The organism is Brevundimonas sp., assembly GCF_027487935.1.
In the GTDB taxonomy this organism is placed as follows: domain Bacteria; phylum Pseudomonadota; class Alphaproteobacteria; order Caulobacterales; family Caulobacteraceae; genus Brevundimonas.
On the sequence record NZ_JAIYCP010000030.1, the window covers coordinates 13,112 to 34,886 of the forward strand.

Consider the following 21,775-nt stretch of genomic DNA (forward strand, 5'->3'; position numbering starts at 1 on the left):
TCCTCTCCATGGCTGCGCCGGAGTCTTCTCACGTACGCGGGGCGTCGATGATTCTGGCAAAGCGCCCGGAGGTCGATCGCTTCCTGAAGGCACCGGATCGGGGCGTCCGGGCGGCCGTGATCCACGGCAAGGACCGGTCCGGCGTGGGGGAGCGGGCCGATATCCTGTGCAAGGCCGTCACACCGGACCTCAACGACCCCTTCAATGTCACCCTGCTGACAGACAGCGACATCGACGGTGACGGAGCCCGGCTTGAAGAGGCTCTGACCGCCCTTTCCATGATCGGCGGCCGGCGTCTCGTTCGGGTCCGGCTGGGCTCAGAGAAGGTCGCGGTCGACAAGGCCCTTGCGACCGCTCTCAAGGTCCATGCCGAGGGTGGCTACAATCCCGATGCCATGCTGGTCATCGAGGCGGGGCCGCTGGGCCGGGACTCGGCCCTACGCAAGGCTGCCGAAGCGGCCGAGGGGGCCGTGGGCATCGCCTGCTATGAGGACGAGACCGGCGACGTCGCCCGGATGACGCGCGAGGCCCTGGCCGCCGACAAGGTCGGACTGACCGGAGACGCCCTCGACTGTTTCGTCAGCCGTCTGCCCCGTGAGCGTGGCCTGATGCGGCAGGAGATCGAGCGGCTGGCGCTCTATATCGGCCCCGGATCGGGCAAGACCATGGATCTGGAAGAGCTGGAGCGTCACCTCGGGGTGGAGGCCGACGCCTCCTTGCAGGATGCGGCGCTTCAGGCCTTCGGCGGCCGGCCCGCGCCCGCCCAGTCCGGCCTTCGCCGCGCCCTCGCCGAGGGCGAATCGCCTGTCATGGCAGTGAGACAAGCGTCTGTGCACCTGGGCAAGCTGCGTCGGATCCATCTGCTTCAGGCCAATGGCGCCGGCGCCAAGGAGGCGGCCAAGGCAGCCGGTGTGTTCTGGAAACAGGAGGCCGAAATGCTGCGTCAGGCCCGCAGCTGGCGGCTGGATGACCTCGACCGGGTCCTGGACAGTGTGAATGCGGCCGATGTAGCGACCAAGACCACGGGTTCGCCCGACCAACTGATCGCCGAACGCCTGCTGCTGGAGATTTCAGCCCGGGCCAGACGGCTGGGGCTCTAGAGCCCGATCCCGCCGGGAGAGGTCCACCAATGCGGTCTATCAGCCTCCGGCATTCGTCCTGTCAGACACCCGGGACCTGACTTGTTCCTGTTCCGGTCGATTTCAGTCCGGACCGGTCAGCCGCGCTTGGACGCCTTGCGGAAGGCCGGCTTTGCGAGGGCCGCGCTGCGGGCCTGCTGAGCCTTTTCCTCAGCGCGCGCCGAGGCAGGAAGGCCGGTGTGGGCACGGCCACTACCCGCCTTCTTCGCCGCAAGGGCGCGCTTCATGGCTTCGGCGGTCGGATTGGAAGGCTGGTCGGTCATCGCGCCAGCCTAGCACAGGCTGAGCTCAGCCGCGCATCAATCGGCGGCACAGGTCGTCCAGCTGTTCTAGGTTGCTGTAGGTGATGGTCAACTCGCCCTTGCCGCCCCGGTCGGCCAACTGGACCCGGAGGCCGAGAGCGTCTGCCAGGTCCTGCTCCAGTGCAGCGACGTCAGCCGAACCTTCGCCGCCCGAGGCAGCGTTTCCGGGCTTGCGGCCCCTGGACCCTTCTGCGGCCCGGCGGGCCAGGGCCTCCGCCTGACGAACGTTCAGTCCCTCCGACACAATCTGGTCGGCAAGGGTGACGGGGTCCGGCGCGGTAATCAGGGCACGGGCGTGTCCGGCGCTCAGCTTGCCCGTGCGAACATGCTGCAGCACCCCTTCAGGCAGCTGCAACAGGCGCAGGATGTTGGCCACATGACTGCGACTCTTGCCGACCACGCCGGCGACCGCATCCTGGGTCCGGCCGAACCGCTCCATCAGCGTCCGGTAGGCATCGGCTTCCTCGAGCGGATTGAGATCCGCGCGCTGGACGTTCTCAATGATGGCGACCTCGAACACAGCGACATCGTCCATCTCCTTGACGATGATCGGGGCCTCGGTCAGGCGGGCCAACTGGGCCGCGCGCCAGCGACGCTCGCCGGCGATGATTTGCCAGACACCATCTTCCTTCGGATGAGACCGGACGAGAATGGGTTGAAGCACCCCCTTGTCCCGGATCGAGGCGGCCAGCTCTTCCAGGTCGTCGCGGTCGAAGATCTTCCGTGGCTGATCCGGGTTGGGCCTGAGGCTTTCTATCGGAGCCATCTGGACGCCGGCGGGCGCGGAAGCCCCGTCGACCGCCGCGCTCTCGGCCACCTGTTCTCCGAGAAGTGCGGAGAGGCCTCGACCCAAACCGCGATTCTGTGGCCCGCGCTGACGTTCACTCACCTGACTGATTCCGTTCTTTTATTCATGGTCATGCGGCCTGGAGCCGACGGGATTTCTCGCGGGCGACGACCTCGCGGGCGAGGCGCAGATAGGCCTGGCTGCCTGCGCATTTCAGATCATAGATCAGGGCAGGCTTGCCAAACGACGGGGCCTCGGCAACCCGGACGTTTCGCGGAATCACGGCATCATAGACCTTGTCCCCGAAATGGCTGCGCACATCCGCCGCGACCTGTCCGGAGAGGGTGCTGCGACGGTCGTACATGGTCAGGACCAGGCCCTGGATCTCCAGGGTCGGGTTCAGGCTCTGCCGGACCATCTCGATGGTCTTCATGAGTTGGGTCAGGCCCTCGAGAGCAAAGAACTCGCACTGCAGCGGCACAAGGACAGCGTCAGCGGCAGCCATGGCGTTCAGGGTCAACAAATTGAGCGACGGCGGGCAATCGATCAGGACATAGTCATACCGGGGCTGACCCTCAGCGCCCTGGCCCCGCAGGGCGTCACGGAGTCGGAAGGAGCGACGATCGGCCTGACTGAGCTCGATCTCGACGCCCGACATATCAGCGTCAGCAGGCACGATATCGAGGCCCGGCACCGTCGTCGGAACAGCGGAATCATCGACCGAACGCCCGTCCACAATCACGTCGTAGATGGTGACCCGGCGCGTCTCACGTGGAACACCCAGGCCGGTGGAGGCATTTCCCTGGGGGTCCATGTCAACGATCAGAACCTTTTCACCGATCGCCGCCAGGGCCGTGCCGAGGTTGATCGCCGTGGTGGTCTTGCCCACCCCGCCCTTCTGATTGGAGACCGCAAGGACTCTCGTACGTGCCTGGGAGGTCTTACCGGCTTTGGACACGACGGAGGCTCCGGACGGAAACGATACGGCCGCGCGGATCGCTGCGCGAGACAGAAAGCAGGCTATCGAACTGCCAGACCTTGCGGGCTTCGATCAACTCAGCCTCGGCCTTTTCCCCCTTGAGAAACAGGCCCTGTGCGCCACGCTGTAGATAAGGCTGTGCATAGCCCAGGAGCCGGTCCATCGGAGCCAGGGCGCGAGCCGTGACAACCTCGACCTTCAGACGCTGGTCCTCGGCCCGGCCATTGACCACAGTGGCTGGAAGCGACAGGGCGTCGACAACCTCCTGCAGGAACCGGCAGCGCTTGCCGAGGCTGTCGACCAGCCAGACATGACTGTCGGCGCGGTCCTTGAGCAGGATAGCCAGAACCAGGCCGGGGAAGCCGGCACCGGCACCCAGATCCGCCCAGGTTGAGGCAGCGGGCACCAGATCGAGCAGTTGGGCGGAATCGAAGATATGTCGGTTCCAGACATCCGGCAGGGTGTCGGGGCCGATCAGGTTCATGACCGCATTGGCTGCGGTCAGACGCTCGATCATCGCTTCGAGATCGGCCATCTGCGCCGGAGTCGCGCCGCGAAGGGCCTGAAAGGCGGCCGCATCGAGCGTGCTCACACCGGCACCTTCGCCTTCTTTACATACGAAAGCAGGGCCGTCAGGGCCCCGGGCGTCATGCCCTCTATGCGTCCCGCCTGACCGAGCGTCCGTGGCTGCACCAGGGTCAGCTTCTCGCGCACCTCGCTGGAGAGGCTGCCGATGGCGGCGTAGTCGAGGTCGACAGGCAGGGCCAGGGACTCTTCGTGCCGAAGTGCTGCGGCATCCGAGGCCTGACGGTCAAGATAGCCCGCATAGCCGGCATCGATTTCAACCTGCTCCCGTACCTGGGCGGACCAGCCGACGACCTCGGGCCGGATGGATGCAAAGGTGGACAGGGTCACGCCCGGGAAGGCCAGAAGATCACGGATGGAGCGGCGCTGGCCGTCGGCATTGACGTGGATCCCAAGCGCTGCGGCCTCCTTGGGTGTGAACACGGTTTCACGTGAAACAGCCGAGGCCTCCGCCAGCTGGGCGGCCTTGGCTGCAAAAGCCCTGGCCCGATCGCTGGACACGAGACCACTGTTGATCGCGAGCGGGGTTAGCCGCTGATCGGCATTGTCGGCCCGCAGGGTCAAGCGGTACTCAGCCCGGCTGGTAAACATCCGGTAGGGCTCGGTCACCCCACGCGTAACCAGATCGTCGACCATGACGCCTGTATAGGCCTGGTCCCGTCCGAAGATGACCGGATCAGAGCCAGAGGCAGCGCGGGCCGCGTTCAGCCCGGCCAGCAAACCTTGCGCTCCGGCCTCCTCATAGCCCGTGGTGCCGTTGATCTGACCCGCCAGATAGAGACCGGGCAACCGCTTGACCTCCAGCGCCGGGGTCAGGGCGCGCGGGTCGACATAGTCATATTCAATGGCATAGCCGAACCGGAAGACCTCGACCGATTCCAGCCCCGGGATGGTGCGCAGGAAGGCAAACTGGGTCGCATCCGAAACAGAGGTCGAGATGCCGTTGGGATAGACGGTCGGATCGTCCAGGCCTTCGGGCTCAAGAAAGATCTGGTGCGAGGATTTGTCCGAAAACCGGACCACCTTGTCCTCGATCGAAGGGCAGTAGCGCGGACCGCGACCGGACAGATGGCCGCCATAGACCGCGCTGTCGCCGAGATTATCGGCGATGATCCTGTGTGTCGCCTCGGTCGTATGGGTCACGCCGCAGGCGATCTGGGGCACCTCGATCCGGTCGGTCAGGAAGCTGAACGGCACCGGCTCGGCGTCGGCCTGCTGCATCTCCAGCCGGTCCCAGCCGATGGTCCGGCCGTCGAGGCGCGCGGGCGTGCCGGTCTTGAGCCGGCCCATCTGCAGGCCGGAACCATAGAGGTCAGCCGCCAGGCCGGTGGAGGGGGCCTCGCCGTGACGTCCGGCCGGGATGCGTTGGTCGCCCTTGTGAATGACACCGTTCAGGAAGGTGCCGGTGGTCAGGACCACAGCCCCGGCGCGCAGCTCGACGCCCTCCCCCGTCACCACCCCAACGACCCGGTCGCCGTTCAGGATCAGCCGCTCCGCTGTCCCGGCCATCAGGGCCAGGTTGGGGGTCTGCGCCAGTTCGGCCTGCATGGCCTCGCGGTAAAGCCGCCGGTCGATCTGGCTACGCGGCCCCCGCACGGCCGCCCCCTTGGAACGGTTCAGCAGGCGGAACTGAATCCCGGCCTTGTCGCCCAATCGGGCCATCAGACCGTCCATGGCATCGATCTCGCGGACCAGATGGCCCTTGCCCAGCCCGCCGATGGCCGGGTTGCAGGACATTTCTCCGATGGTCTCGAGTTTCTGGGTCAGCAGCACAGTGCGAGCGCCCACGCGCGCTGACGCCGCCGCCGCCTCGCAGCCCGCATGCCCGCCGCCGATGACAATGACGTCAAAACCCTTCATGGGCGGGCACATAGGGCAAAACCGCCCCTTTCGCCACCTCCGCCGCCGGGCTGTTTCACGTGAAACCGCCTATTTGCCGATGCAGAAGGTCGAGAAGACCTCGCCCAGTATATCCTCGACGCCGATGGCACCGGTGACCCGGGCGAGGGCCTCGGCAGCCCGGCGCAGATCGTCCCCGGCCATTTCCGGTGAGGCCTCCAGCGCTGCCCGCCCGGCCTCGACAGCCGCAAGCGCCTCGACTAGCCGTCGCCGGTGCCGCTCGCGGGTCACCGCCGGAAAATCCGTCCCGGCCAGGTCACGGGACAGTCGCGCCGAAATCCAGCCGAGCAGATCGCCCAGGCCCTTACCGGTCATCGTGCTCAGGGTCAGGGTCTCGAACCCCGGCACCGCCGGGGCTGTCCCGAGATCAGCCTTGGTCAGGACCAGAAGATCGCCGGGTCGGGCAAATTCGGCAGCATCGCCCTCGACATCGTCCGGACCCCGGACCCACAGCCGCAGGTCGGCCGCCTCTGCCCGGGCGCGGGCGCGCCGCACACCCTCGGCCTCGACAGGGTCGGTGCTGTCGCGCAGGCCGGCGGTGTCGGACAGGGTCACGGCATAGCCGCCAATGATGAGGTCGGCATCGAGCACATCGCGGGTCGTACCGGCGATGGGGGTGACGATGGCCGCCTCGCGCGCGACCAGGGCATTGAACAGCGAGGACTTGCCGGCATTGGTCTCGCCGATCAGGACGATCCGGTAGCCGGCGCGCACCCGCTCGCCACGCCGGCCGTCGGCCAAGGCGGCCTTCAGGTCAGCGATCAAACGATCGAGCAGGGGTCCGGCGGACCGGGCCAGATTTTCCGGGACCTCCTCGTCAGGGAAATCGATCTCGGCCTCAATCAGGGCGAGGGCGCTCGTCAGATCCCTGCGAAAACCCATATAGGCCTGACTCAGCGCCCCCTCGAGCTGGCCGAGCGCCTGGCTGGCCTGGGCCTCGGTCTCGGCATCAATCAGGTCGGCGACAGCCTCGGCCTGGGCCAGGTCCATACGACCGTTCTGGAACGCCCGGCGGGTGAACTCACCCGGCTCCGCCGGACGCAGGCCCAGATCGACCAGCGCCAGACTAGCCCCCTCCACCACCGCCCGACCGCCGTGCAGATGCAGTTCGGCACAGTCCTCGCCGGTGTAGGAGTTCGGGGCCGGGAAACGGAGAACCAAAGCCTGGTCAATCGCCCTGCCGCCATGGGCGAGGTCTCGCAATGATGCCGTTCGGGGTTTGAGCCCGTCGGCACCGAGCGAACGGAGGGCGGTGTCCGTACCCGGACCGGAAAGGCGCAGGATGGCGATGGCCCCGCGGCCGGGTGGCGTGGCGAGGGCGAAGATGGTGTCGGTCATGGCGAACGGTATACCCGGAAGCAGGGGGCGGCAGGACCGGGAAGCGGCGGAGAGGCCTGGCCACATCAAACGGTGCCCGGGACCTTACCCCGCCACCATCGTTCGGATGGCGCCCCTCCCCAAGACGTGGGGAGGAGGCAATCGTCACGGCTTGACCGCTGCTTCCATCAGTTTTCGGAACTGGTCCTGCGCCTGAAGGCCGAAACTGGTCCAGGTTTTCATAAGTTCGTCGGGCTGCATGGCCGTAATGTTCTCGTCCATGCGGCGCTTCATCTCGGTGACCAGATGGTCGTTGAGACTCTCGACATCGGGCAGGCCGAGAAAGGCCCGGGCCTCTGCCGGGGTGCAGTCGACCTCGAGTTTTACCTTCATAGACCCGCTCCTGTTTCACGTGAAACAGCGGCCATACCGCCGTCAGGTGTTCATCGACTGGAAGAAGTCCGCATTGTTCTTCGACTGGCGCAGCTTGTCGATCAGGAACTCGATCGCGTCCTGCGGACCCATGGGATTGAGGATGCGGCGCAGGACATAGGTCTTGGCCAGTTGATCCTTCGGCGTGGTGAGTTCTTCCTTGCGGGTGCCCGACTTGAGCACATCGATCGCCGGGAAGATGCGTTTGTCGGCCACCTTGCGGTCCAGCACGATCTCCGAGTTACCCGTGCCCTTGAACTCCTCGAAGATCACCTCGTCCATCCGGGAGCCGGTATCGATCAGGGCGGTGGCGATGATGGTCAGCGAACCGCCCTGCTCCACATTGCGCGCTGCACCGAAGAAACGCTTCGGCCGCTGCAGGGCATTGGCATCGACACCACCGGTCAGGACCTTGCCCGATGAGGGCACAGTGGCGTTGTAGGCGCGGCCCAGACGGGTGATGGAGTCGAGCAGGATGACGACATCCTTCTTGTGCTCGACCAGCCGTTTGGCCTTTTCAATGACCATTTCGGCAACGGCGACGTGACGGGTGGCCGGTTCGTCAAAGGTCGAGGCAATGACCTCGCCCTTCACCGTGCGCTGCATGTCGGTCACTTCCTCGGGCCGCTCGTCGATCAGCAGGACGATGAGGAAGACCTCGGGATGGTTCTTCTCGATCGATTTGGCGATGTTCTGCAGCATCACCGTCTTGCCGACCCGCGGCGGGGCGACGATCAGGCAGCGCTGGCCCTTGCCGAGCGGGGCGACGATATCGATGACCCGGCCCGACCGGTCCTTCAGCGTCGGGTCCTGGATTTCCATATGCAGCCGCTCCTCCGGATAGAGCGGCGTCAGGTTGTCGAACAGGACCTTGGTCTTGACCGTCTCCGGGTCCTCGAAATTGATCGTGTCGACCTTGAGCAGGGCGAAATACCGCTCGCCCTCGCGCGGGCCGCGGACGGCACCGTGAATGGTGTCGCCCGAGCGCAGGCCGAAGCGGCGGATCTGGGACGGAGAGACATACACATCGTCAGGCCCCGGAAGATAATTCACGTCCGGGCTGCGCAGGAAGCCGAACCCGTCCGGCAGGATTTCGAGCACGCCATCAGCGATGATCTCGACTTCCTCATCGGCCAGGGTCTTGAGGATGGCGAACAGCAGATCCTGTTTGCGCAGATTGCCGGCGTTCTCGATCTCGAGGCTCTCGGCGAAGGCGACCAGATCTTCCGGTGTCTTCTCGTTGAGCTCCTGCAGGGTGATGCGGCCGTTGGGGACGATCGGCTCGCCGTCATCGTCCTCGTCGCCGTGCTCCTGATCGACCATGGGCAGGTCGGCCGCGGCCATTTCATTGCCGGCCTCGGGCGTTTCGGCGCCGGCGGCGTCATCGGTCTCGGGGGTATCAGTGATGTCGATCATGGCGTGCAATCAAAAGCATCGCCGCGAGACAGGGCGTCTCGCGGGCGGAAAAGTCAGCAATGTCTGGCCTTGCGGCCGGGTGGGAAGGCGACGGGTCGTCCCGGCGAGATCGGCGGGCGTCGCAAAGAGTGGGACCGCCCCAGACTCCTGCAGGGCGGCTGGCCCGAGCGAAACCACGCGGGGGAGCTCAGGTCAAGCAGGGCGGCTTATCGGAATGTCCATTGCGTGGTCACCGAAAGCACCATCACCACGGCGATGACAAACGGGATCTCATTGGTCATGCGCCAGAATTTGCCGGTTCGGCTCGAGGTCCCGGCCTCAATGCGTTTCAGCTCCCCGGCCAGGAAACCGTGCCAGGCCGAAAGCGCAACGACACCGGCAAGTTTGGCGATCATCCACGGCTGGGCGAGGAAGCCCCAGCCCTCGCCGTATTCGAACACGTGGATGCCGATCATCCAGACACCGAACACCCAGCTAAGCACCATGGCGGGGTTGACGATGATCTTCAGCAGCCGGTGCTGCCATGTCCGCAACAGGTCCCGCATCTCCGACCGCAGCGGCTCAGTCTTGTCCGCCTGTTCGGCGTCATAGGCATAGAGCCGCGGCAGGAACAGCATACCGGCCATCCAGGCGATGACCGCGAGAATATGCAGACCCCGCACGATCTCGAAGGTCATGCAGGGTTCCCCGGGCAGGTCCGCGGGCAGGCCTTCCAGCCGGCCCGGCAACCGGGACCAAAGGGTGCTGTTCCGGTCCGTGACAGGGCTTCGACCGCCGCATCGGCCAGGGTCCGGATGAACGGCGCGGCAACGCCGACCGTCGGGCTGCGCAGATAGGGTGCGACGCCCAGTTCGTGAGCCAGTTCCGCATATTCGATATCGAGTTCGACCAGGGTCTCGATATGTTCAGAAACAAAGGCCACCGGGACCACCACGGCTCCGATCCCGTCGCGCCCGGCCTGAGCCAGGGCATCCGGGGTCGACGGACCGAGCCATTTCATCGGCCCGACCCGGCTCTGGTAGCAGATGGTCCAGTCCGTCAGACCGGCATGTGACGCAATCGCGGCGCAGGTCGATTCTATCTGGTCCTGATAGGGATCGCCCTTCTTGCTCACCAGACTTTCCGGGATGCCGTGGGCCGAGAACAGAACGCGGACCGGTCGATCGCCGGCCTCGACGAGCTTCGCTCTCACCCCGTCCGCCTGGACCGAGATCCATCCCGGTGCTTCCGGATAGCAGCACACAGTCCGGCTGACCCCGGGACCCTCATAGGTTTCGCGCCAGGCCTTCAGTGACGACTGGGTCGTGGTGGTCGAGAACTGCGGATACAGCGGCAGCAATATGATCTCGTCGGGGGCAAAGGCGGCGACTTCAGCCGTGGTTTGCTCGGTCAGCGGTGACCAGTAGCGCATGGCTATGAAGGCCTCGACGACGTCACCCGACAGAAGCCCGGACAGGGTTTCCGCCAGGGCCGCAGCCTGGCGCCGGGTCTCCGGCAGCAGGGGCGAACCACCGCCCATAAGCGCATAGTTGGCCTGGGCACTGGTCTCGCGACGGCTGGAGATCAGTCTTGCGAGCAGGGCCCGAAACGGATTGGGCAGACCGATGATAGCCGGGTCGCTGAACAGGTTGAACAGGAAGGGTTTGACCGACGCCTGGTCATCCGGACCACCGAGATTGAACAGCACCACCGCGATCCGGCGACCCTGTTTCCGAGCTTTTGCCGGCCCACTCATTGCGCACCAATCCGCTTCAGAACCTGTTCGACATGGGCGATCGGCACGTCCGGCAGGATGCCGTGCCCGAGGTTGAAGATCCAGGGCCCCTGCCCCCAGGCTTCCAGCAGCTGATCCACGCGCCGGTCCAGAATGGCGCCTCCCGCACGCAACAACAGCGGATCAAGCGCGCCCTGAATCGGCTTGATCGCCTGCACGCGCCGTCCAATCTCCAATGGACAGGCCGTATCCAGCGCCACGGCCTGTACCTCGACCTCTGCGGCATATCTTTCTGCCAGCGCTGCCGAACCCCGTGGGAAACCGATCAGGGGCACAGTGACCCCCAGTTCGCGGACCCGCCTGACGAGTTTTTGATGTGGGCGAAGGACCAGGCTTTCGAACAGATCTTCCGGCAGACCCTCGGCCCAGCTCTCGAAGATCTTCAGCACCTGGGCCCCGGCATCAGCCTGCATCTTCAGATAATGGGCCGTGGCCTCGACCAGTACCTCAAGCAAGGCGGCAACCTTGTCCGGCTCGGCGTAGGCATAGGTCCGGGCCTGTGCGCGCTCGCCCTTTCCGATGCTGCGCGCCTCGCCGTCCAGCATATAGGTCGCGACCGTCCAGGGGGCTCCGGCAAAGCCGATCAATGCCCGGTCCGGCTCAAGCTGCGATCGAACCAGCGACAGGGTCTGACCCACCTGTTTCAGGGCATCACCGGCCCCCGACGTGAGGTCGCGCATGGCCTCGACCGGCGGCAGGCGACCCAGCCGTGGTCCCTCACCAGCCTCGAACCAGACCTCCTGCCCCAGGGCCCGGGGAATCAGCAGTATGTCGGCAAAAACGATCGCGGCATCGAAGCCGAACCGCCGCATCGGCTGCAGGGTCGCCTCAGCGGCTTTCTCAGGATCCACGCAGAAGGAAATGAAATCGGGTGTCGTCGCACGCAGGGCCCGGTATTCCGGCAGGTAGCGCCCGGCCTGACGCATGAACCAGACGGGCGGTCGAGCGCCCGATTCTCCAGCGAGAACCTTGAGAATCAGGGAAGAGGCGGGGGAAACGGTCATCTGACACCGGTCCTACCGGGGGCCTCGGTTCCGCTCAAGCCCGAGACGTGTCGCACCCTTCCATCCTTCTCAATAAAAGAGTCTTGAAGTCTGGAAGAAGAAGGCAGGGCCGGGGATGGCGGGGACAAACAGGCCGGTTTGACCGACATCGGACGGGTTTTCCGCAAACAGTCACAGTCGCCGGTGCATCCCCGAGCAGGTTTGGTGAAACCGGGGATAAATCCTAACGATCCCTTAACGAAGCGGTTTCGCGACCGGAGAGCGGGTGCCCGGCCTGGGCGCCGTTAACCTCCCGTTAAGGATTTCCACAGGCCGGTCTTGAGCCGGCAGCGACCTTGGGATGAATCCGCCCGGCAACAGATCAGCCATCCACCTCCGTCCCGGCTCGCAGCGGACGCAGTGCCCGGCTATAGGAAATGATGCACCCGTCGGCCCCGACGGCGCCCCGACGGCGCCGGGGCTCATCCACAGGAGTCTCGCAGTCATGGACAGCCGCCGATGACCCCCGGTTCATCTGGACGAGCGGCAGGTCCGACGCGACTGGCGACCTATTTCCACGTCCATCTGGTCTCCGACTCAACCGGCGAGACCCTGAACGCCATGGCCAAGGCGGTGGTCGCTCGCTTCGACGGTGTCATTCCGATCGAGCACATCTATGCCCTGGTCCGTTCCGGCAAACAGATGGAGCGGGTGCTGGAGGAGGTGGCCGCTTCGCCGGGGGTGGTATTGCATACGCTCGTGGACCGGGAACTCCGTGAGCAGCTTGAAGAAGGGTGCCGCAAGCTCGACATGCCGCAGATCGCCGCGCTGGACCCTCTGGTCAGCGCGCTGTCCAGATATCTGGGGGCCGCCCTGTCCACGCGGGTCGGAGCCCAGCATGCGCTCGATACAGATTACTTCAACCGCATCGCTGCCCTCGACTATGCCATGGCCCATGATGATGGCCAGGGGTCGTCGGTCCAGCTGGAGGGGGCCGATGTGGTCCTGTGCGGTGTCAGTCGCACCTCCAAGACACCGACCTGCATCTATCTGGCTCACCGCGGCATTCGTGCCGCCAATGTGCCTCTGGTGCCGGGTCAGGAAGACGGTGAACGTCTCGTCGGGCTGAAAAACCCTCTGGTGGTCGGCCTCACGGTGTCACCAGACCGGCTGGTGCAAATCCGCAGAAACCGGCTCGACGGGCTGAACGCCAACCGGGCCAGCGCCTATGTCGACCACGACGCCGTGCGCGAGGAAACAGTCAGGGCCCGCCGCGCCTTCGAACGCCGCGGTTGGCCGGTGATCGACGTCACCCGCCGTTCTGTCGAGGAGACAGCCGCGGCAATCATCAACCTGTTGAATGAGCGCCGGACCCGCCGGTTGGGAACCAGCTGGTGAAAGCCTCTCCGGAACGATTGGTCCTCGCATCAAAAAGCGCCGCGCGGCGGGCGATGCTGACGGAGGCCGGTGTGGCCTTCTCGGTCCGGGTCGCTGATGTGGACGAAGATGCCGTCAAGGCCGTTCATGACCCGGCGGATGCGGCCGGCCTCGCCCTTGAACTGGCGCAGGCCAAGGCTCTGGCGGTCTCGCGCCAGGACCCGGATGCCTGGGTTCTGGGCGCTGACCAGACTCTCGGTTTCGACGGCGGCCTGGTCTCCAAGGCGGCTTCGCTCGGTGAGGCGCGCGCGCGGCTGGCGGCCATGCGCGGCAAGGTCCACCAACTCCATTCCGGCGCGGCCCTCGCCCGCAACGGCCAGATCGTCTGGTCAGGACTCGATACGGCAAGCCTGAGGATGCGAGGCTTCTCCGACAGCTTTCTGGACGCCTATCTGGAGGCCGAGGGCGAGGCCCTGCTGGCGTGCGTCGGTTCTTACCGGCTAGAGGGCATGGGGGCGCAGCTGTTCGAGGCGGTAGACGGCGACTATTTCACTGTCCTCGGCCTGCCGCTGTGGCCCGTTCTGGCTGAATTGCGCCGGGCGGGGGTGCTGCCGTCATGAGGATTCAGGCGGGTGTCGCAGGCCAGCCGATCACCCATTCGCTCAGCCCCCTGATCCATGGGGCCTGGATCGCGGTTGCGGGGCTGGAGGCCGACTATCGCGCGTTCGGGCCTGCGGACCCGGCGGAGTTTGCCAAGCTCGTCGCTGAGGGGCGCGCCGGTCTCCTGCGCGGGTTCAACGTGACGGCCCCGTTCAAGGAGCAGGCGCTGGCCTTGGCAGACGAAGCCTCCACGACGGCGCGAAGGTGCGGCTCTGCCAACCTGCTGCTGTTCGAGGGCGGCCGGGTCAGCGCCGACAGCACCGATGGCGCCGGTTTGATGGCTGCCCTCGCCGATCAGGCGCCCGGCCTGTCGGTCAAGGATCGTTTGGTGGTGGTCTTGGGCGCGGGCGGCGCAGCCCGGGCAGCAGTGGCAGCCCTGCTTGCGGCCGGAGCCCGTGTCGGGGTGCTGAACAGAACCGCCGCCCGGGCCGAAGGTCTCGTCGCTGACATCGGCGGGACCGTGGTCCAGCCAGGGGCGCTGGGCGAGGCCTCTCTGGTTGTCAATGCATTGAGTGTCTCACCGGACATCGACCTGTCGCTCCTTGGATCGGAAACTGTCCTGATGGACATGACCTACCGCCCCCTGATGACCCCCTTTCTGACGGCTGGGCGGGCGCGAGGCCTGACGGTGGTGGACGGCCTTGCGATGCTGATCGGTCAAGCCCGGCCGTCGTTCCGCGCCCTGTTTGGCATTGAGCCGCCGGATGTGGATGTGCGACGGATCGCCTTGCGTGCGCTGGGGAGCGAAGCATGATTGTTCTCGGCCTCACCGGCTCTATCGGCATGGGCAAGTCGACCACGGCTTCCATGTTTGCGGACGCGGGCGCCGTGATCTGGAATGCCGATACGGCTGTGCACCGGCTCTATGCCCGGGGAGGAGCGGCGGTTGGCCCCGTCGGCGAGGCCTTTCCCGGCGTCGTTCGGGACGGGGCCGTCGACCGGAACCGGCTGGCCGAGGTCCTGGGACAGGATCGCGACGGCTTCCAACGATTGGAGGCCATCGTCCATCCCCTGGTCCTGATCGGCCGGCAGGCGGACCTGGCCGCGGCCGAGGCCCGGGGTGTGAGATTGGCCGTGCTGGATATTCCCCTGCTGTTCGAGACCGGCGGTGATGCAGCTGTGGATGCGGTGGTGGTCGTGACGGCCCCGGCTGCCGTTCAGGCAGAACGGGTGCTGGCCCGGTCCGGCATGACCCGCGAACGGTTCGAGGCCATCCTGGCGCGCCAATTGCCCGACGCGGAGAAGCGTCGCCGGGCGGACTTCGTCATCGATACGGGCGCGGGGCTGGAAGCGGCCCGGGCGCGGGTCGACGAAATCGTGGGGATGGTTCTGGCCGAAGGGTGGACGCCGCCCCGGCGCAGTCTTCCGCAAACCGGCGAACCAACGCAGTAAGGGTCCATGTCCCGCGAAATCGTCCTCGACACGGAAACCACCGGCTTCGACCCCCGTACCGGCGACCGGATGATCGAGGTCGGCTGTATCGAGATCGAGGATCTGCTGCCGACCGGGCGGACGTTTCACCGGTTGATCAATCCCGATCGCCTGATCCCCGCCGACGCCATCCGGGTGCATGGCATCACCGACGACCGGGTCAAGGACGCGCCGAGATTCGCCGAAATCGTCATCGACCTGTGCGACTTCATCGGCGACGCCCCGATCATCGCCCACAATGCGCAGTTTGACCGGAATTTCATCGATCACGAATTTGGCCGCTGCGGCCGGCCGCTGTTCCCCGAGGATCGCTGGATCGACACGCTGAAACTGGCCCAGACCCGGTTTCCCGGCATGGCCAATTCGCTGGACGCCCTGTGCAAGCGGTTCAAGGTCTCGCTTGTGGAACGCACCCTGCACGGGGCCCTGATCGATGCCCGGTTGCTGGCCGAAGTCTATCTGGAGCTCAAGGGCGGCAAGGAACGCCGGCTGGACCTGTCGGCTTCACGCGCCACGGTTGCCGCGGCGGCGGCGGTGGCCGCCCAGGGCCATGGCCCTCGCCCGCGGCCTCTGCCGGTGCGGACCAGCGAGACCGAACGGGCGGCGCATCAGGCTTTCCTGCAGGCCACTCTGAAGGACCGGTCGTTGTGGCAGGGGTATGGGCTGGAGTTGGAAGAGCGGTCGTAGACCAGACCCCGATCCTCAGGCCTGTCCGGTTTCGGCCGGTCCGCGTGCGATCGACTGCTGGCGGGCGACATAGATGCCGGCGAAATCGATCGGATCCAGCATGAAGGGCGGGTAGAAGCCGCCGTCCGAGGTCGCACGGGTGATGATTTCGCGGGCGAACGGGAACAGGTAGCGGGGGCATTCGATCAGCAGCAGCGGCTCGATATCCTGTTCGGCCACGCCCTGCAGGGCGAACAGGCCCCCGTACAGAAGCTCGACGTTGAACACGGTCATGGCGTCGGTCGTCGCCTTGATGGTGAGGCGCAGATCGACTTCGAACAGGCCGTCAGGGCGGCCCTGGGCGTTCATTTCGACACCCATGTCGATGGCCGGCTTGCCTTCGACGCGCAGGCTGTCGGGGGCCTTCGGGTTCTCGAAGGACAGATCCTTGACGTACTGGGCGACGATGCGGAAGCCGGGACCGACCGGACCCTGCGGGGCGGCGGTCTTGGCGTCGGAAGGAGGCACGGCGTCGGTCATCGGTCGGTCTGTCCGGAAGAGTGGGCGGTGTCGGATTGAGACACCGTGAAGGCGCGGCGACTAGCACGAGGCGCAGGGTGCGGCAACGATGCTCGCCTGCCGGAAGGGCGGTTCCGGTTGCGCGTCCCCATATCAGTCCCTAATCGTCTGTTGTTGCGTCGGGTCCCCTCGCCGTTCGCCCATCAAGGTTCGCCAGTGCCGCCGGTTCAAATCCAGATCGTCATCTTCGCCGTCATCGCGGCCGTGGTCCTGTTCCAGCTCTATAATGTGCTGGGCAAGAAGGTCGGCCGTCAGCCGGAGGAGGACGCCCGCGCAAAACCCGGCCCGACGGCGGCCGCGTCGGACCAGCCAGCCGGTCGCCCGAACGTGCTGGATGCTGTCACCCTGGCCTCGATCGCCGGGCTGAAGGCGCGTGACCCGGCCTTTGACCCGGTTCGCTTCCTTGAGGGCGCGCGCCAGGCGCACGAGACCATCGTCCGCGCCTATGCCGGCGGCGACCGCGAGACGCTGAAGCCCCTGCTGACCCCGACGGTCATGGACTCGTTCGAAGCGGGCATCGCGGCCCGTGAGACCCGCGGCGAGACAGAGGTCGTCGAATTCCTGCAGCCGGCCCGTGCCGATCTGGAGGAGGCCTCGGCCGAGGAGAACCGGGCTACCGCCAAGGTTCGCTTCCTGGCCGAACTGCGCAATACGGTGACCACTGCCGACGCCGCTGCCGAGCCCCAGATCGAGGAACGTCGGGTCGCCGAGCTGTGGACCTTTGAACGCACCCTCGGCGCCAGCGATCCCAACTGGGTCCTGGCCCGCACCGAACCCGCCTCTGCATGATCAGGGACGGCGCACGCCGTCGGGGTCTTTCTGCAACGGCCGTCCTTGTCGGCCTGACCCTGACGCTCGCCGCCTGCGCCTCGACGCCCGTCGCCCGACCGGTTCCGCCGGAGCCCGCCCCGGCCGTTCCCGCACCGATACCCGACCCGGCTCCCGCTCCGGTTCCGGTTCCAGCTCCAGCTCCAGCACCCGAGGGGTTGAGCCCGGCGACCCTGCCCGGCTGGAATGACGAGGACCATCTGGCCGCCTTCGAGGCCTGGGCCGTCGGCTGCACCGTGGCCCGCGACGCCGCCTCGCGGACCCAGTGCAATCGGGCCATGCTGATCAAACAGACCTCGAGGCCGGTGACACCCTCATTGGCGCGCGCCTTCCTCGAGAGCGGCTTCACCGTCGTGGCGGCCGGGACGGCGGACGGCAGGCCGGGCCTGCTGACGTCCTATTTCGCGCCCGAATATGCCGCCCGGCGGACGCCGGACGCCGAGTTCGACATGCCCGTCCGGCCCCGTCCCGAAGGCTGGACCCGCGGCACCGTCGGGGCCGTGCGCGCCGAGATCGAGGCCGCGCCGCCGACCGACGCCCTCGCCTGGATGCGGGCCGAGGACCTGTTCTTCATGCAGATCCAGGGCTCGGGCTATCTGACCTTCGAAGACGGCTCGACCGCCCGTGCCGCCTATGCCGCCGACAACGGCCAGCCCTTTACGGGCATTGCCCGGCCGATGGCGGACCAGGGGCTGCTGCCGGCCAACGGCACCTCGGGCGAGGCCATCCGCGCCTGGCTGGAGGCCCATCGCGGGCCCGAGGCCCGGGCCGTCATGGCCCTGAACCCCCGCTACATCTTCTTCGCCATGGACCCCGATGACGGCGGCCAGCCAAACGGGGCGGCCGGCATCCCCCTGACGGCCCGTCGCTCGATCGCCGTCGACCCCGCCCACTGGCGCTATGGCGACCTCGTCTGGATCAGTGCCGACGGCGGCAATCTGGTCGGGGCCCGGGCCAGCTATCAGGGGCTGGTCGTGGCCCTGGACACCGGCTCGGCCATTCGCGGTCCGGTGAGAGCCGACTTCTACATGGGTCGAGGCGACGCAGCGGGTGAAGAGGCGGGTGCGGTCCGCCATCCGCTCAGGATGTGGCGGCTGGTTCCGAGAGACTGAGCCTTCTGACGAAGAGGGGTGCCAAGAGCAAACCGAACAGGAAGCCCCCAAGATGAGCTTCCCAAGCCAAACCTCCCTGCGAGCCTGTTGAGCGCGCGGCGAAGAAGAGAATGGCGAAGAGTACGCCATTGGTGATGGCGAATTCGCCCATCCCGATCATCACAGGCTTGGACAAAAGTGGCCGAAGCCTCCGCGTTTCCAAATCGCTTCTGACCAGTAAACCCCAAAGGCCGCAGATCGCACCGGACGCCCCGACCATTGGGATGCCGTCGTTCGGGTGAATCAGCAGGAACATGGCGGCCGACAAGATCGCCGCGCCAACAAGCAGCGACAGATAGCGCCACCAACCTTCCGCCCCGCTGCCGACGAGCAGCCTGACAGGTAAGGTCATGGACAAGATGGCGGCGCTGTTCATCCAAAGGTGCAGGTGTCCGCCGTGAGTGACGGCGTGGGTCGCAAGGGTCAGCCATCGCCCCTCCGACACCGCCTGCCGCGACAGGCCGAGTTGCTCAGGGCCTCCGATGAACCATTGCCCGATGAACGCCGCCACCAGCAATCCGACCAAGACCAGGCCTGGTAACGCCCCGGCCCTGACATCTTGGGCCAGCAGGGCTCGCCAACTGATGCCACCGAGCCGACCACTGGTCGCTCGCTGAAGTGTCGTTGGCTGATTGAGTTTTTGGTCGGACGTCATCGCCGGCGCAACCCGCCGAGCAGGCCCCGCAGCAGTTCCCGCGTGATCGTGCTGCCCGCCGTGCGCAGGACCGATTTGGTCACCGCCTCGATCGGGGTTTCGCGGGACGAGCGCCGGGCCGGGGCGCGGGCGCGGGCAGCCTCGCGCTCATGGCGGGCCTGTTCCTTCTCCCGGGCGGCGGCGGCTTTTTCCGCGTCCTTCGCGGCCAGGGCGTCGGCTTTCGCCCGGGCCTCCGCCAGTTTCGCCTCGGCCGTCGCCTGATCGGCCTCACCGCGGCGGGCGGCAAGGATTTCCGAAGCGGAGTCCCGGTCGACCACGGTCTCATACAGGCCGCGCACCGGGCTGGCGGCCATGACGGCGGCGCGCTCGGTATCGGTGGCGGGGCCGAGGCGGCTGTCGGGCGGACGGATGGCGGTGCGGGTCACGATGTTGGGCGCGCCCTTCTCGTCGAGGGTCGAGACCAGGGCCTCGCCCACGCCCAGTCCCTGGATCGCCTCTTCGGTGTTGAAGGCCGGGTTCGGGCGGAAACTGTTGGACGCGGCCTTCAGCCCGCGCTGCTCGGCCGGGGTGTAGGCCCGCAGGGCATGCTGGATGCGGTTCCCCAGCTGGGCCAGGACGCTGTCGGGAATGTCGGCCGGGTTCTGGGTGACGAAATAGACCCCGACTCCCTTGGACCGGATCAGGCGCACGACCTGTTCGACCTTTTCCCGGAGCGCATCAGGGGTGTCGTTGAACAGCAGATGGGCCTCGTCGAAGAAGAAGACGAGGCGAGGCTTTTCCGGGTCGCCGACCTCGGGCAGCTGTTCGAACAGCTCCGACAGAAGCCAGAGCAGGAAGGCGGCATACAGGCGCGGACTGCTCATCAGCTTCGTGGCGTCCAGCACATTGACCTGCCCCCGGCCGTCGAGGCCGGTGCGTATCATGTCTTCCAGCCGCAGGGCCGGTTCACCGAAGAAGGCCTTGCCGCCCTGCTGTTCCAGCTGAAGCAGGGAGCGCTGGATGGCGGCGATCGAGGCGGGGGCGACATTGCCGACCTCGCGGCCGATCCGTTCGGCATTCTCCCCGACGTGGACCAGCATGCTGCGCAGGTCATCGAGGTCGAGCAGCAGCAGGCCCTCGGTATCGGCGACATGGAAGACGACCGACAGCACCCCTTCCTGCACCTCATTGAGGTTCAACATGCGGGCCAGCAGCACGGGACCGATCTCGCTGACCGTGGTGCGGATCGGGTGGCCCTTGAGGCCGTACAGGTCCCAGAACACCACGGGTGCGGCTTTCGGCGTCAGAGTCAGCCCCATGGAGGCGGCCCGGGCCAGCAGCTTCTCGTTCGGTGATCCCGGCACGCACATACCCGACAGATCGCCCTTCACATCGGCGCAGAAGACCGGAACGCCCGCATCCGAAAAGCCCTGGGCCATGATCTGCAGGGTGACCGTCTTGCCGGTGCCGGTGGCGCCGGCGACCACGCCATGACGGTTGGCGCGGTGGAACAGAAGCTGTTCGGGCCTGTCGGCCCCGCTGTCGGCGGATTGGCCGAGGAACAGGCCGGGGGCAGCGGCGGCACCATCAGTCATCGGGGGAACTCCGGGCGGGGGGCGGCGCTCATGCTCTACCGGCCGCGCGGATGGTTCAAGGCTGGATTGACGCCGACGGCCCGGACCTTGACGATGCGGCTATGAAACCCCCGATCAGCCTTCCCTCCTCGACTGTATCCCGCAACGCCTTGGTGTTGATCGCCGTCGTGGCCGCCGGTGCGGCCCTGTACTGGCTCAGGGGCATATTGACCCCCCTGGCCATGGCCATCTTCCTGATGATCATGATCGACGGGCTGAAGCGGGGTATCGAAACCCGCACCGCCGTCCCCGGTCGCTGGGCCGGTGTCGCCGCTCTGCTGCTGGTGGTGCTGGGCTTCTTCGCCTCCATCGCCATCATCACCAACGGGGCCCTGAATTTCTTCAGCGAGGCGTCCGGGGTGTCGACCCGCCTCGGGCCCCGCATCGACCAGATCCTGATCGACGTTTCTCAGCTGTTCGGGATCGATACGGCCCCCACTGCGACCCAGCTGATCGCCCAGCTCGATATCCGCGCCTATCTGACCGAGGCGGCCAGCCAGGCTTCGGGCGTGCTCTCAAGCGCCTTCTTCGTGCTCGTCTATCTCGGCTTTCTGCTGGCGGCCCAGCTGGGTTTCCGACGCAAGATTGTGGCCCTGTTCCCGGGGCGCGCCGCCCGGTCCGAGGCCATGGGGGTGTTCGATCGCGTGCGGGGCGGGGTCGAGGGCTATCTCTGGGTCCAGACCGTGACCGGGGGGATGATCTGCGCCGCGGCCTGGCTGCTGATGCGGGCGGTGGGCCTGCAGAATGCCGAGTTCTGGACCTTCGTCATCTTTGTCGTGGGCTTCATTCCGGTCCTGGGCGGGGCGGTGGCCGGCCTTGCGCCGCCGATGTTTGCCCTGGTCCAGTTCGAAAGCTACTGGCCGGCCGCCATCCTGCTGGTGGGTCTCCAGAGCATCCTGTTCATCAGCGGCAATCTGATCCAGCCGCGCATGCAGGGCGACAACCAGAATATCGACCCGGTGGTGGTGCTGCTGTCCCTGGCGCTTTGGGGTCAGCTCTGGGGCGTGGTCGGCATGTTCCTGTCGACGCCGCTGGCGGTCATGGCCATGGCCATCCTGGCCGAGTTCAAGGGTTCGCGCTGGATGGCGATCCTCCTGTCCGGCGACGGCGAGCCCTATGCCGACGAGGAAGAGGCTGCCCCGGGATCGAAGCGGGGCCGCGTCAACCCGCCACAGCCCCGGGTGGGGTGAGTTCCCTCCGCT

23 protein-coding genes are annotated in these 21,775 nt (G+C 66.5%); 9 read left to right on the forward strand and 14 right to left on the reverse strand.

Annotation, left to right across the window (positions count from 1 at the left end):
• Window positions 1–47 precede the first annotated feature (47 nt).
• A complete protein-coding gene (gene holA, locus Q0053_RS11200) occupies window positions 48–1,100 on the forward strand; it encodes a DNA polymerase III subunit delta (RefSeq protein WP_298100144.1) in 1,053 nt (350 codons plus the stop codon).
• A gap of 116 nt (window positions 1,101–1,216) precedes the next feature.
• On the opposite strand, the gene Q0053_RS11205 is transcribed toward holA, so the two are convergent.
• The 11 genes from Q0053_RS11205 to hemE all read right to left on the reverse strand — a co-directional run bounded on the left by Q0053_RS11205 (window position 1,217) and on the right by hemE (window position 11,634).
• Window positions 1,217–1,402, reverse strand: coding sequence for a hypothetical protein (locus Q0053_RS11205; protein WP_298100146.1), 186 nt, complete (start codon window positions 1,400–1,402; stop codon window positions 1,217–1,219).
• Window positions 1,403–1,427: 25 nt separating this feature from the next.
• On the reverse strand, window positions 1,428–2,258 hold the full coding sequence (locus tag Q0053_RS11210) for a ParB/RepB/Spo0J family partition protein (protein ID WP_298100148.1): 831 nt from the start codon (window positions 2,256–2,258) through the stop codon (window positions 1,428–1,430).
• 100 nt (window positions 2,259–2,358) lie between these two features.
• Window positions 2,359–3,186 (reverse strand): ParA family protein, encoded by an 828-nt coding sequence (locus Q0053_RS11215; protein ID WP_298100150.1) that lies wholly within the window; start codon window positions 3,184–3,186, stop codon window positions 2,359–2,361.
• Window positions 3,170–3,742 (reverse strand): 16S rRNA (guanine(527)-N(7))-methyltransferase RsmG, encoded by a 573-nt coding sequence (gene rsmG / locus Q0053_RS11220; RefSeq protein ID WP_298100325.1) that lies wholly within the window; start codon window positions 3,740–3,742, stop codon window positions 3,170–3,172. The genes Q0053_RS11215 and rsmG overlap by 17 nt, the downstream gene beginning before the upstream one ends.
• A gap of 53 nt (window positions 3,743–3,795) precedes the next feature.
• Entirely contained in the window at window positions 3,796–5,652 is a 1,857-nt protein-coding gene (mnmG, locus tag Q0053_RS11225) for a tRNA uridine-5-carboxymethylaminomethyl(34) synthesis enzyme MnmG (protein ID WP_298100152.1), read from the reverse strand.
• Window positions 5,653–5,721: 69 nt separating this feature from the next.
• Window positions 5,722–7,029, reverse strand: coding sequence for a tRNA uridine-5-carboxymethylaminomethyl(34) synthesis GTPase MnmE (gene mnmE, locus Q0053_RS11230; protein ID WP_298100154.1), 1,308 nt, complete (start codon window positions 7,027–7,029; stop codon window positions 5,722–5,724).
• 144 nt (window positions 7,030–7,173) lie between these two features.
• Window positions 7,174–7,401 carry a DUF6489 family protein gene (locus Q0053_RS11235; RefSeq protein ID WP_298100157.1) on the reverse strand — a complete coding sequence of 76 codons (228 nt, stop codon included), beginning with the start codon at window positions 7,399–7,401 and terminating at the stop codon, window positions 7,174–7,176.
• A gap of 42 nt (window positions 7,402–7,443) precedes the next feature.
• Complete coding sequence (gene rho, locus Q0053_RS11240) at window positions 7,444–8,856, reverse strand: transcription termination factor Rho (RefSeq protein ID WP_298100159.1); 1,413 nt, start codon at window positions 8,854–8,856, stop codon at window positions 7,444–7,446.
• A 206-nt stretch (window positions 8,857–9,062) separates the two neighbouring features.
• Window positions 9,063–9,533 carry a CopD family protein gene (locus Q0053_RS11245; protein WP_298100161.1) on the reverse strand — a complete coding sequence of 157 codons (471 nt, stop codon included), beginning with the start codon at window positions 9,531–9,533 and terminating at the stop codon, window positions 9,063–9,065.
• Entirely contained in the window at window positions 9,530–10,591 is a 1,062-nt protein-coding gene (gene hemH / locus Q0053_RS11250; protein WP_298100164.1) for a ferrochelatase, read from the reverse strand. Before hemH ends, Q0053_RS11245 begins: the two co-directional genes overlap by 4 nt.
• Complete coding sequence (gene hemE / locus Q0053_RS11255; RefSeq protein ID WP_298100166.1) at window positions 10,588–11,634, reverse strand: uroporphyrinogen decarboxylase; 1,047 nt, start codon at window positions 11,632–11,634, stop codon at window positions 10,588–10,590. Before hemE ends, hemH begins: the two co-directional genes overlap by 4 nt.
• A 498-nt stretch (window positions 11,635–12,132) precedes the next feature.
• Between hemE and Q0053_RS11260 the strand changes: the two genes are divergently transcribed.
• The 5 genes from Q0053_RS11260 to dnaQ are packed head-to-tail and all read left to right on the forward strand — an operon-like array spanning window position 12,133 to window position 15,768.
• On the forward strand, window positions 12,133–13,011 hold the full coding sequence (locus Q0053_RS11260; RefSeq protein ID WP_298100168.1) for a pyruvate, water dikinase regulatory protein: 879 nt from the start codon (window positions 12,133–12,135) through the stop codon (window positions 13,009–13,011).
• Between the two features lie 53 nt (window positions 13,012–13,064).
• Window positions 13,065–13,610: a Maf family protein gene (locus tag Q0053_RS11265; protein ID WP_298100327.1), complete on the forward strand. Its 546-nt coding sequence runs from the start codon at window positions 13,065–13,067 to the stop codon at window positions 13,608–13,610.
• Entirely contained in the window at window positions 13,607–14,404 is a 798-nt protein-coding gene (locus Q0053_RS11270) for a shikimate dehydrogenase (protein ID WP_298100170.1), read from the forward strand. The genes Q0053_RS11265 and Q0053_RS11270 overlap by 4 nt, the downstream gene beginning before the upstream one ends.
• Entirely contained in the window at window positions 14,401–15,042 is a 642-nt protein-coding gene (gene coaE / locus Q0053_RS11275; protein WP_298100172.1) for a dephospho-CoA kinase, read from the forward strand. The genes Q0053_RS11270 and coaE overlap by 4 nt, the downstream gene beginning before the upstream one ends.
• A gap of 6 nt (window positions 15,043–15,048) precedes the next feature.
• Window positions 15,049–15,768 (forward strand): DNA polymerase III subunit epsilon, encoded by a 720-nt coding sequence (gene dnaQ / locus Q0053_RS11280; protein WP_298100174.1) that lies wholly within the window; start codon window positions 15,049–15,051, stop codon window positions 15,766–15,768.
• 15 nt (window positions 15,769–15,783) lie between these two features.
• Here dnaQ and secB read toward each other — a convergent pair whose 3' ends face one another.
• Window positions 15,784–16,287, reverse strand: coding sequence for a protein-export chaperone SecB (gene secB / locus Q0053_RS11285; protein ID WP_298100176.1), 504 nt, complete (start codon window positions 16,285–16,287; stop codon window positions 15,784–15,786).
• Window positions 16,288–16,482: 195 nt separating this feature from the next.
• Here secB and timA point away from each other — a divergent pair, with 195 nt between their 5' ends.
• Together timA and Q0053_RS11295 are read left to right on the forward strand one after the other, a co-directional pair.
• Entirely contained in the window at window positions 16,483–17,115 is a 633-nt protein-coding gene (gene timA, locus Q0053_RS11290) for a TIM44-related membrane protein TimA (protein ID WP_298100178.1), read from the forward strand.
• The gene (locus Q0053_RS11295; protein ID WP_298100180.1) at window positions 17,112–18,266 is read left to right on the forward strand and encodes an MltA domain-containing protein; all 1,155 of its coding nucleotides are present in this window, start codon (window positions 17,112–17,114) and stop codon (window positions 18,264–18,266) included. The genes timA and Q0053_RS11295 overlap by 4 nt, the downstream gene beginning before the upstream one ends.
• Here Q0053_RS11295 and Q0053_RS11300 read toward each other — a convergent pair.
• Window positions 18,235–18,960: a rhomboid family intramembrane serine protease gene (locus Q0053_RS11300; RefSeq protein WP_298100182.1), complete on the reverse strand. Its 726-nt coding sequence runs from the start codon at window positions 18,958–18,960 to the stop codon at window positions 18,235–18,237. The genes Q0053_RS11295 and Q0053_RS11300 overlap by 32 nt on opposite strands.
• Complete coding sequence (locus Q0053_RS11305; RefSeq protein WP_298100184.1) at window positions 18,957–20,534, reverse strand: helicase HerA-like domain-containing protein; 1,578 nt, start codon at window positions 20,532–20,534, stop codon at window positions 18,957–18,959. Before Q0053_RS11305 ends, Q0053_RS11300 begins: the two co-directional genes overlap by 4 nt.
• A gap of 101 nt (window positions 20,535–20,635) precedes the next feature.
• Between Q0053_RS11305 and Q0053_RS11310 the strand changes: the two genes are divergently transcribed.
• Window positions 20,636–21,763 carry an AI-2E family transporter gene (locus Q0053_RS11310; RefSeq protein WP_298100186.1) on the forward strand — a complete coding sequence of 376 codons (1,128 nt, stop codon included), beginning with the start codon at window positions 20,636–20,638 and terminating at the stop codon, window positions 21,761–21,763.
• The last annotated feature ends 12 nt before the right edge of the window (window positions 21,764–21,775 follow it).

What these genes read in the sequence shown, in the direction of transcription:
- Q0053_RS11310 (WP_298100186.1), top strand. Translation starts at nt 20,636, where the DNA reads ATGAAACCCCCGATCAGCCTTCCCTCCTCGACTGTATCCCGCAACGCC.
- hemE (WP_298100166.1), bottom strand. Translation starts at nt 11,634, where the DNA reads ATGACCGTTTCCCCCGCCTCTTCCCTGATTCTCAAGGTTCTCGCTGGA.
- Q0053_RS11305 (WP_298100184.1), bottom strand. Translation starts at nt 20,534, where the DNA reads ATGACTGATGGTGCCGCCGCTGCCCCCGGCCTGTTCCTCGGCCAATCC.
- Q0053_RS11270 (WP_298100170.1), top strand. Translation starts at nt 13,607, where the DNA reads ATGAGGATTCAGGCGGGTGTCGCAGGCCAGCCGATCACCCATTCGCTC.
- secB (WP_298100176.1), bottom strand. Translation starts at nt 16,287, where the DNA reads ATGACCGACGCCGTGCCTCCTTCCGACGCCAAGACCGCCGCCCCGCAG.
- Q0053_RS11300 (WP_298100182.1), bottom strand. Translation starts at nt 18,960, where the DNA reads ATGACGTCCGACCAAAAACTCAATCAGCCAACGACACTTCAGCGAGCG.
- Q0053_RS11260 (WP_298100168.1), top strand. Translation starts at nt 12,133, where the DNA reads ATGACCCCCGGTTCATCTGGACGAGCGGCAGGTCCGACGCGACTGGCG.
- dnaQ (WP_298100174.1), top strand. Translation starts at nt 15,049, where the DNA reads ATGTCCCGCGAAATCGTCCTCGACACGGAAACCACCGGCTTCGACCCC.
- rho (WP_298100159.1), bottom strand. Translation starts at nt 8,856, where the DNA reads ATGATCGACATCACTGATACCCCCGAGACCGATGACGCCGCCGGCGCC.
- coaE (WP_298100172.1), top strand. Translation starts at nt 14,401, where the DNA reads ATGATTGTTCTCGGCCTCACCGGCTCTATCGGCATGGGCAAGTCGACC.
- holA (WP_298100144.1), top strand. Translation starts at nt 48, where the DNA reads ATGATTCTGGCAAAGCGCCCGGAGGTCGATCGCTTCCTGAAGGCACCG.
- Q0053_RS11265 (WP_298100327.1), top strand. Translation starts at nt 13,065, where the DNA reads ATGCTGACGGAGGCCGGTGTGGCCTTCTCGGTCCGGGTCGCTGATGTG.
- mnmE (WP_298100154.1), bottom strand. Translation starts at nt 7,029, where the DNA reads ATGACCGACACCATCTTCGCCCTCGCCACGCCACCCGGCCGCGGGGCC.
- hemH (WP_298100164.1), bottom strand. Translation starts at nt 10,591, where the DNA reads ATGAGTGGGCCGGCAAAAGCTCGGAAACAGGGTCGCCGGATCGCGGTG.
- mnmG (WP_298100152.1), bottom strand. Translation starts at nt 5,652, where the DNA reads ATGAAGGGTTTTGACGTCATTGTCATCGGCGGCGGGCATGCGGGCTGC.
- rsmG (WP_298100325.1), bottom strand. Translation starts at nt 3,742, where the DNA reads ATGGCCGATCTCGAAGCGATGATCGAGCGTCTGACCGCAGCCAATGCG.
- Q0053_RS11235 (WP_298100157.1), bottom strand. Translation starts at nt 7,401, where the DNA reads ATGAAGGTAAAACTCGAGGTCGACTGCACCCCGGCAGAGGCCCGGGCC.
- Q0053_RS11295 (WP_298100180.1), top strand. Translation starts at nt 17,112, where the DNA reads ATGATCAGGGACGGCGCACGCCGTCGGGGTCTTTCTGCAACGGCCGTC.
- Q0053_RS11205 (WP_298100146.1), bottom strand. Translation starts at nt 1,402, where the DNA reads ATGACCGACCAGCCTTCCAATCCGACCGCCGAAGCCATGAAGCGCGCC.
- Q0053_RS11245 (WP_298100161.1), bottom strand. Translation starts at nt 9,533, where the DNA reads ATGACCTTCGAGATCGTGCGGGGTCTGCATATTCTCGCGGTCATCGCC.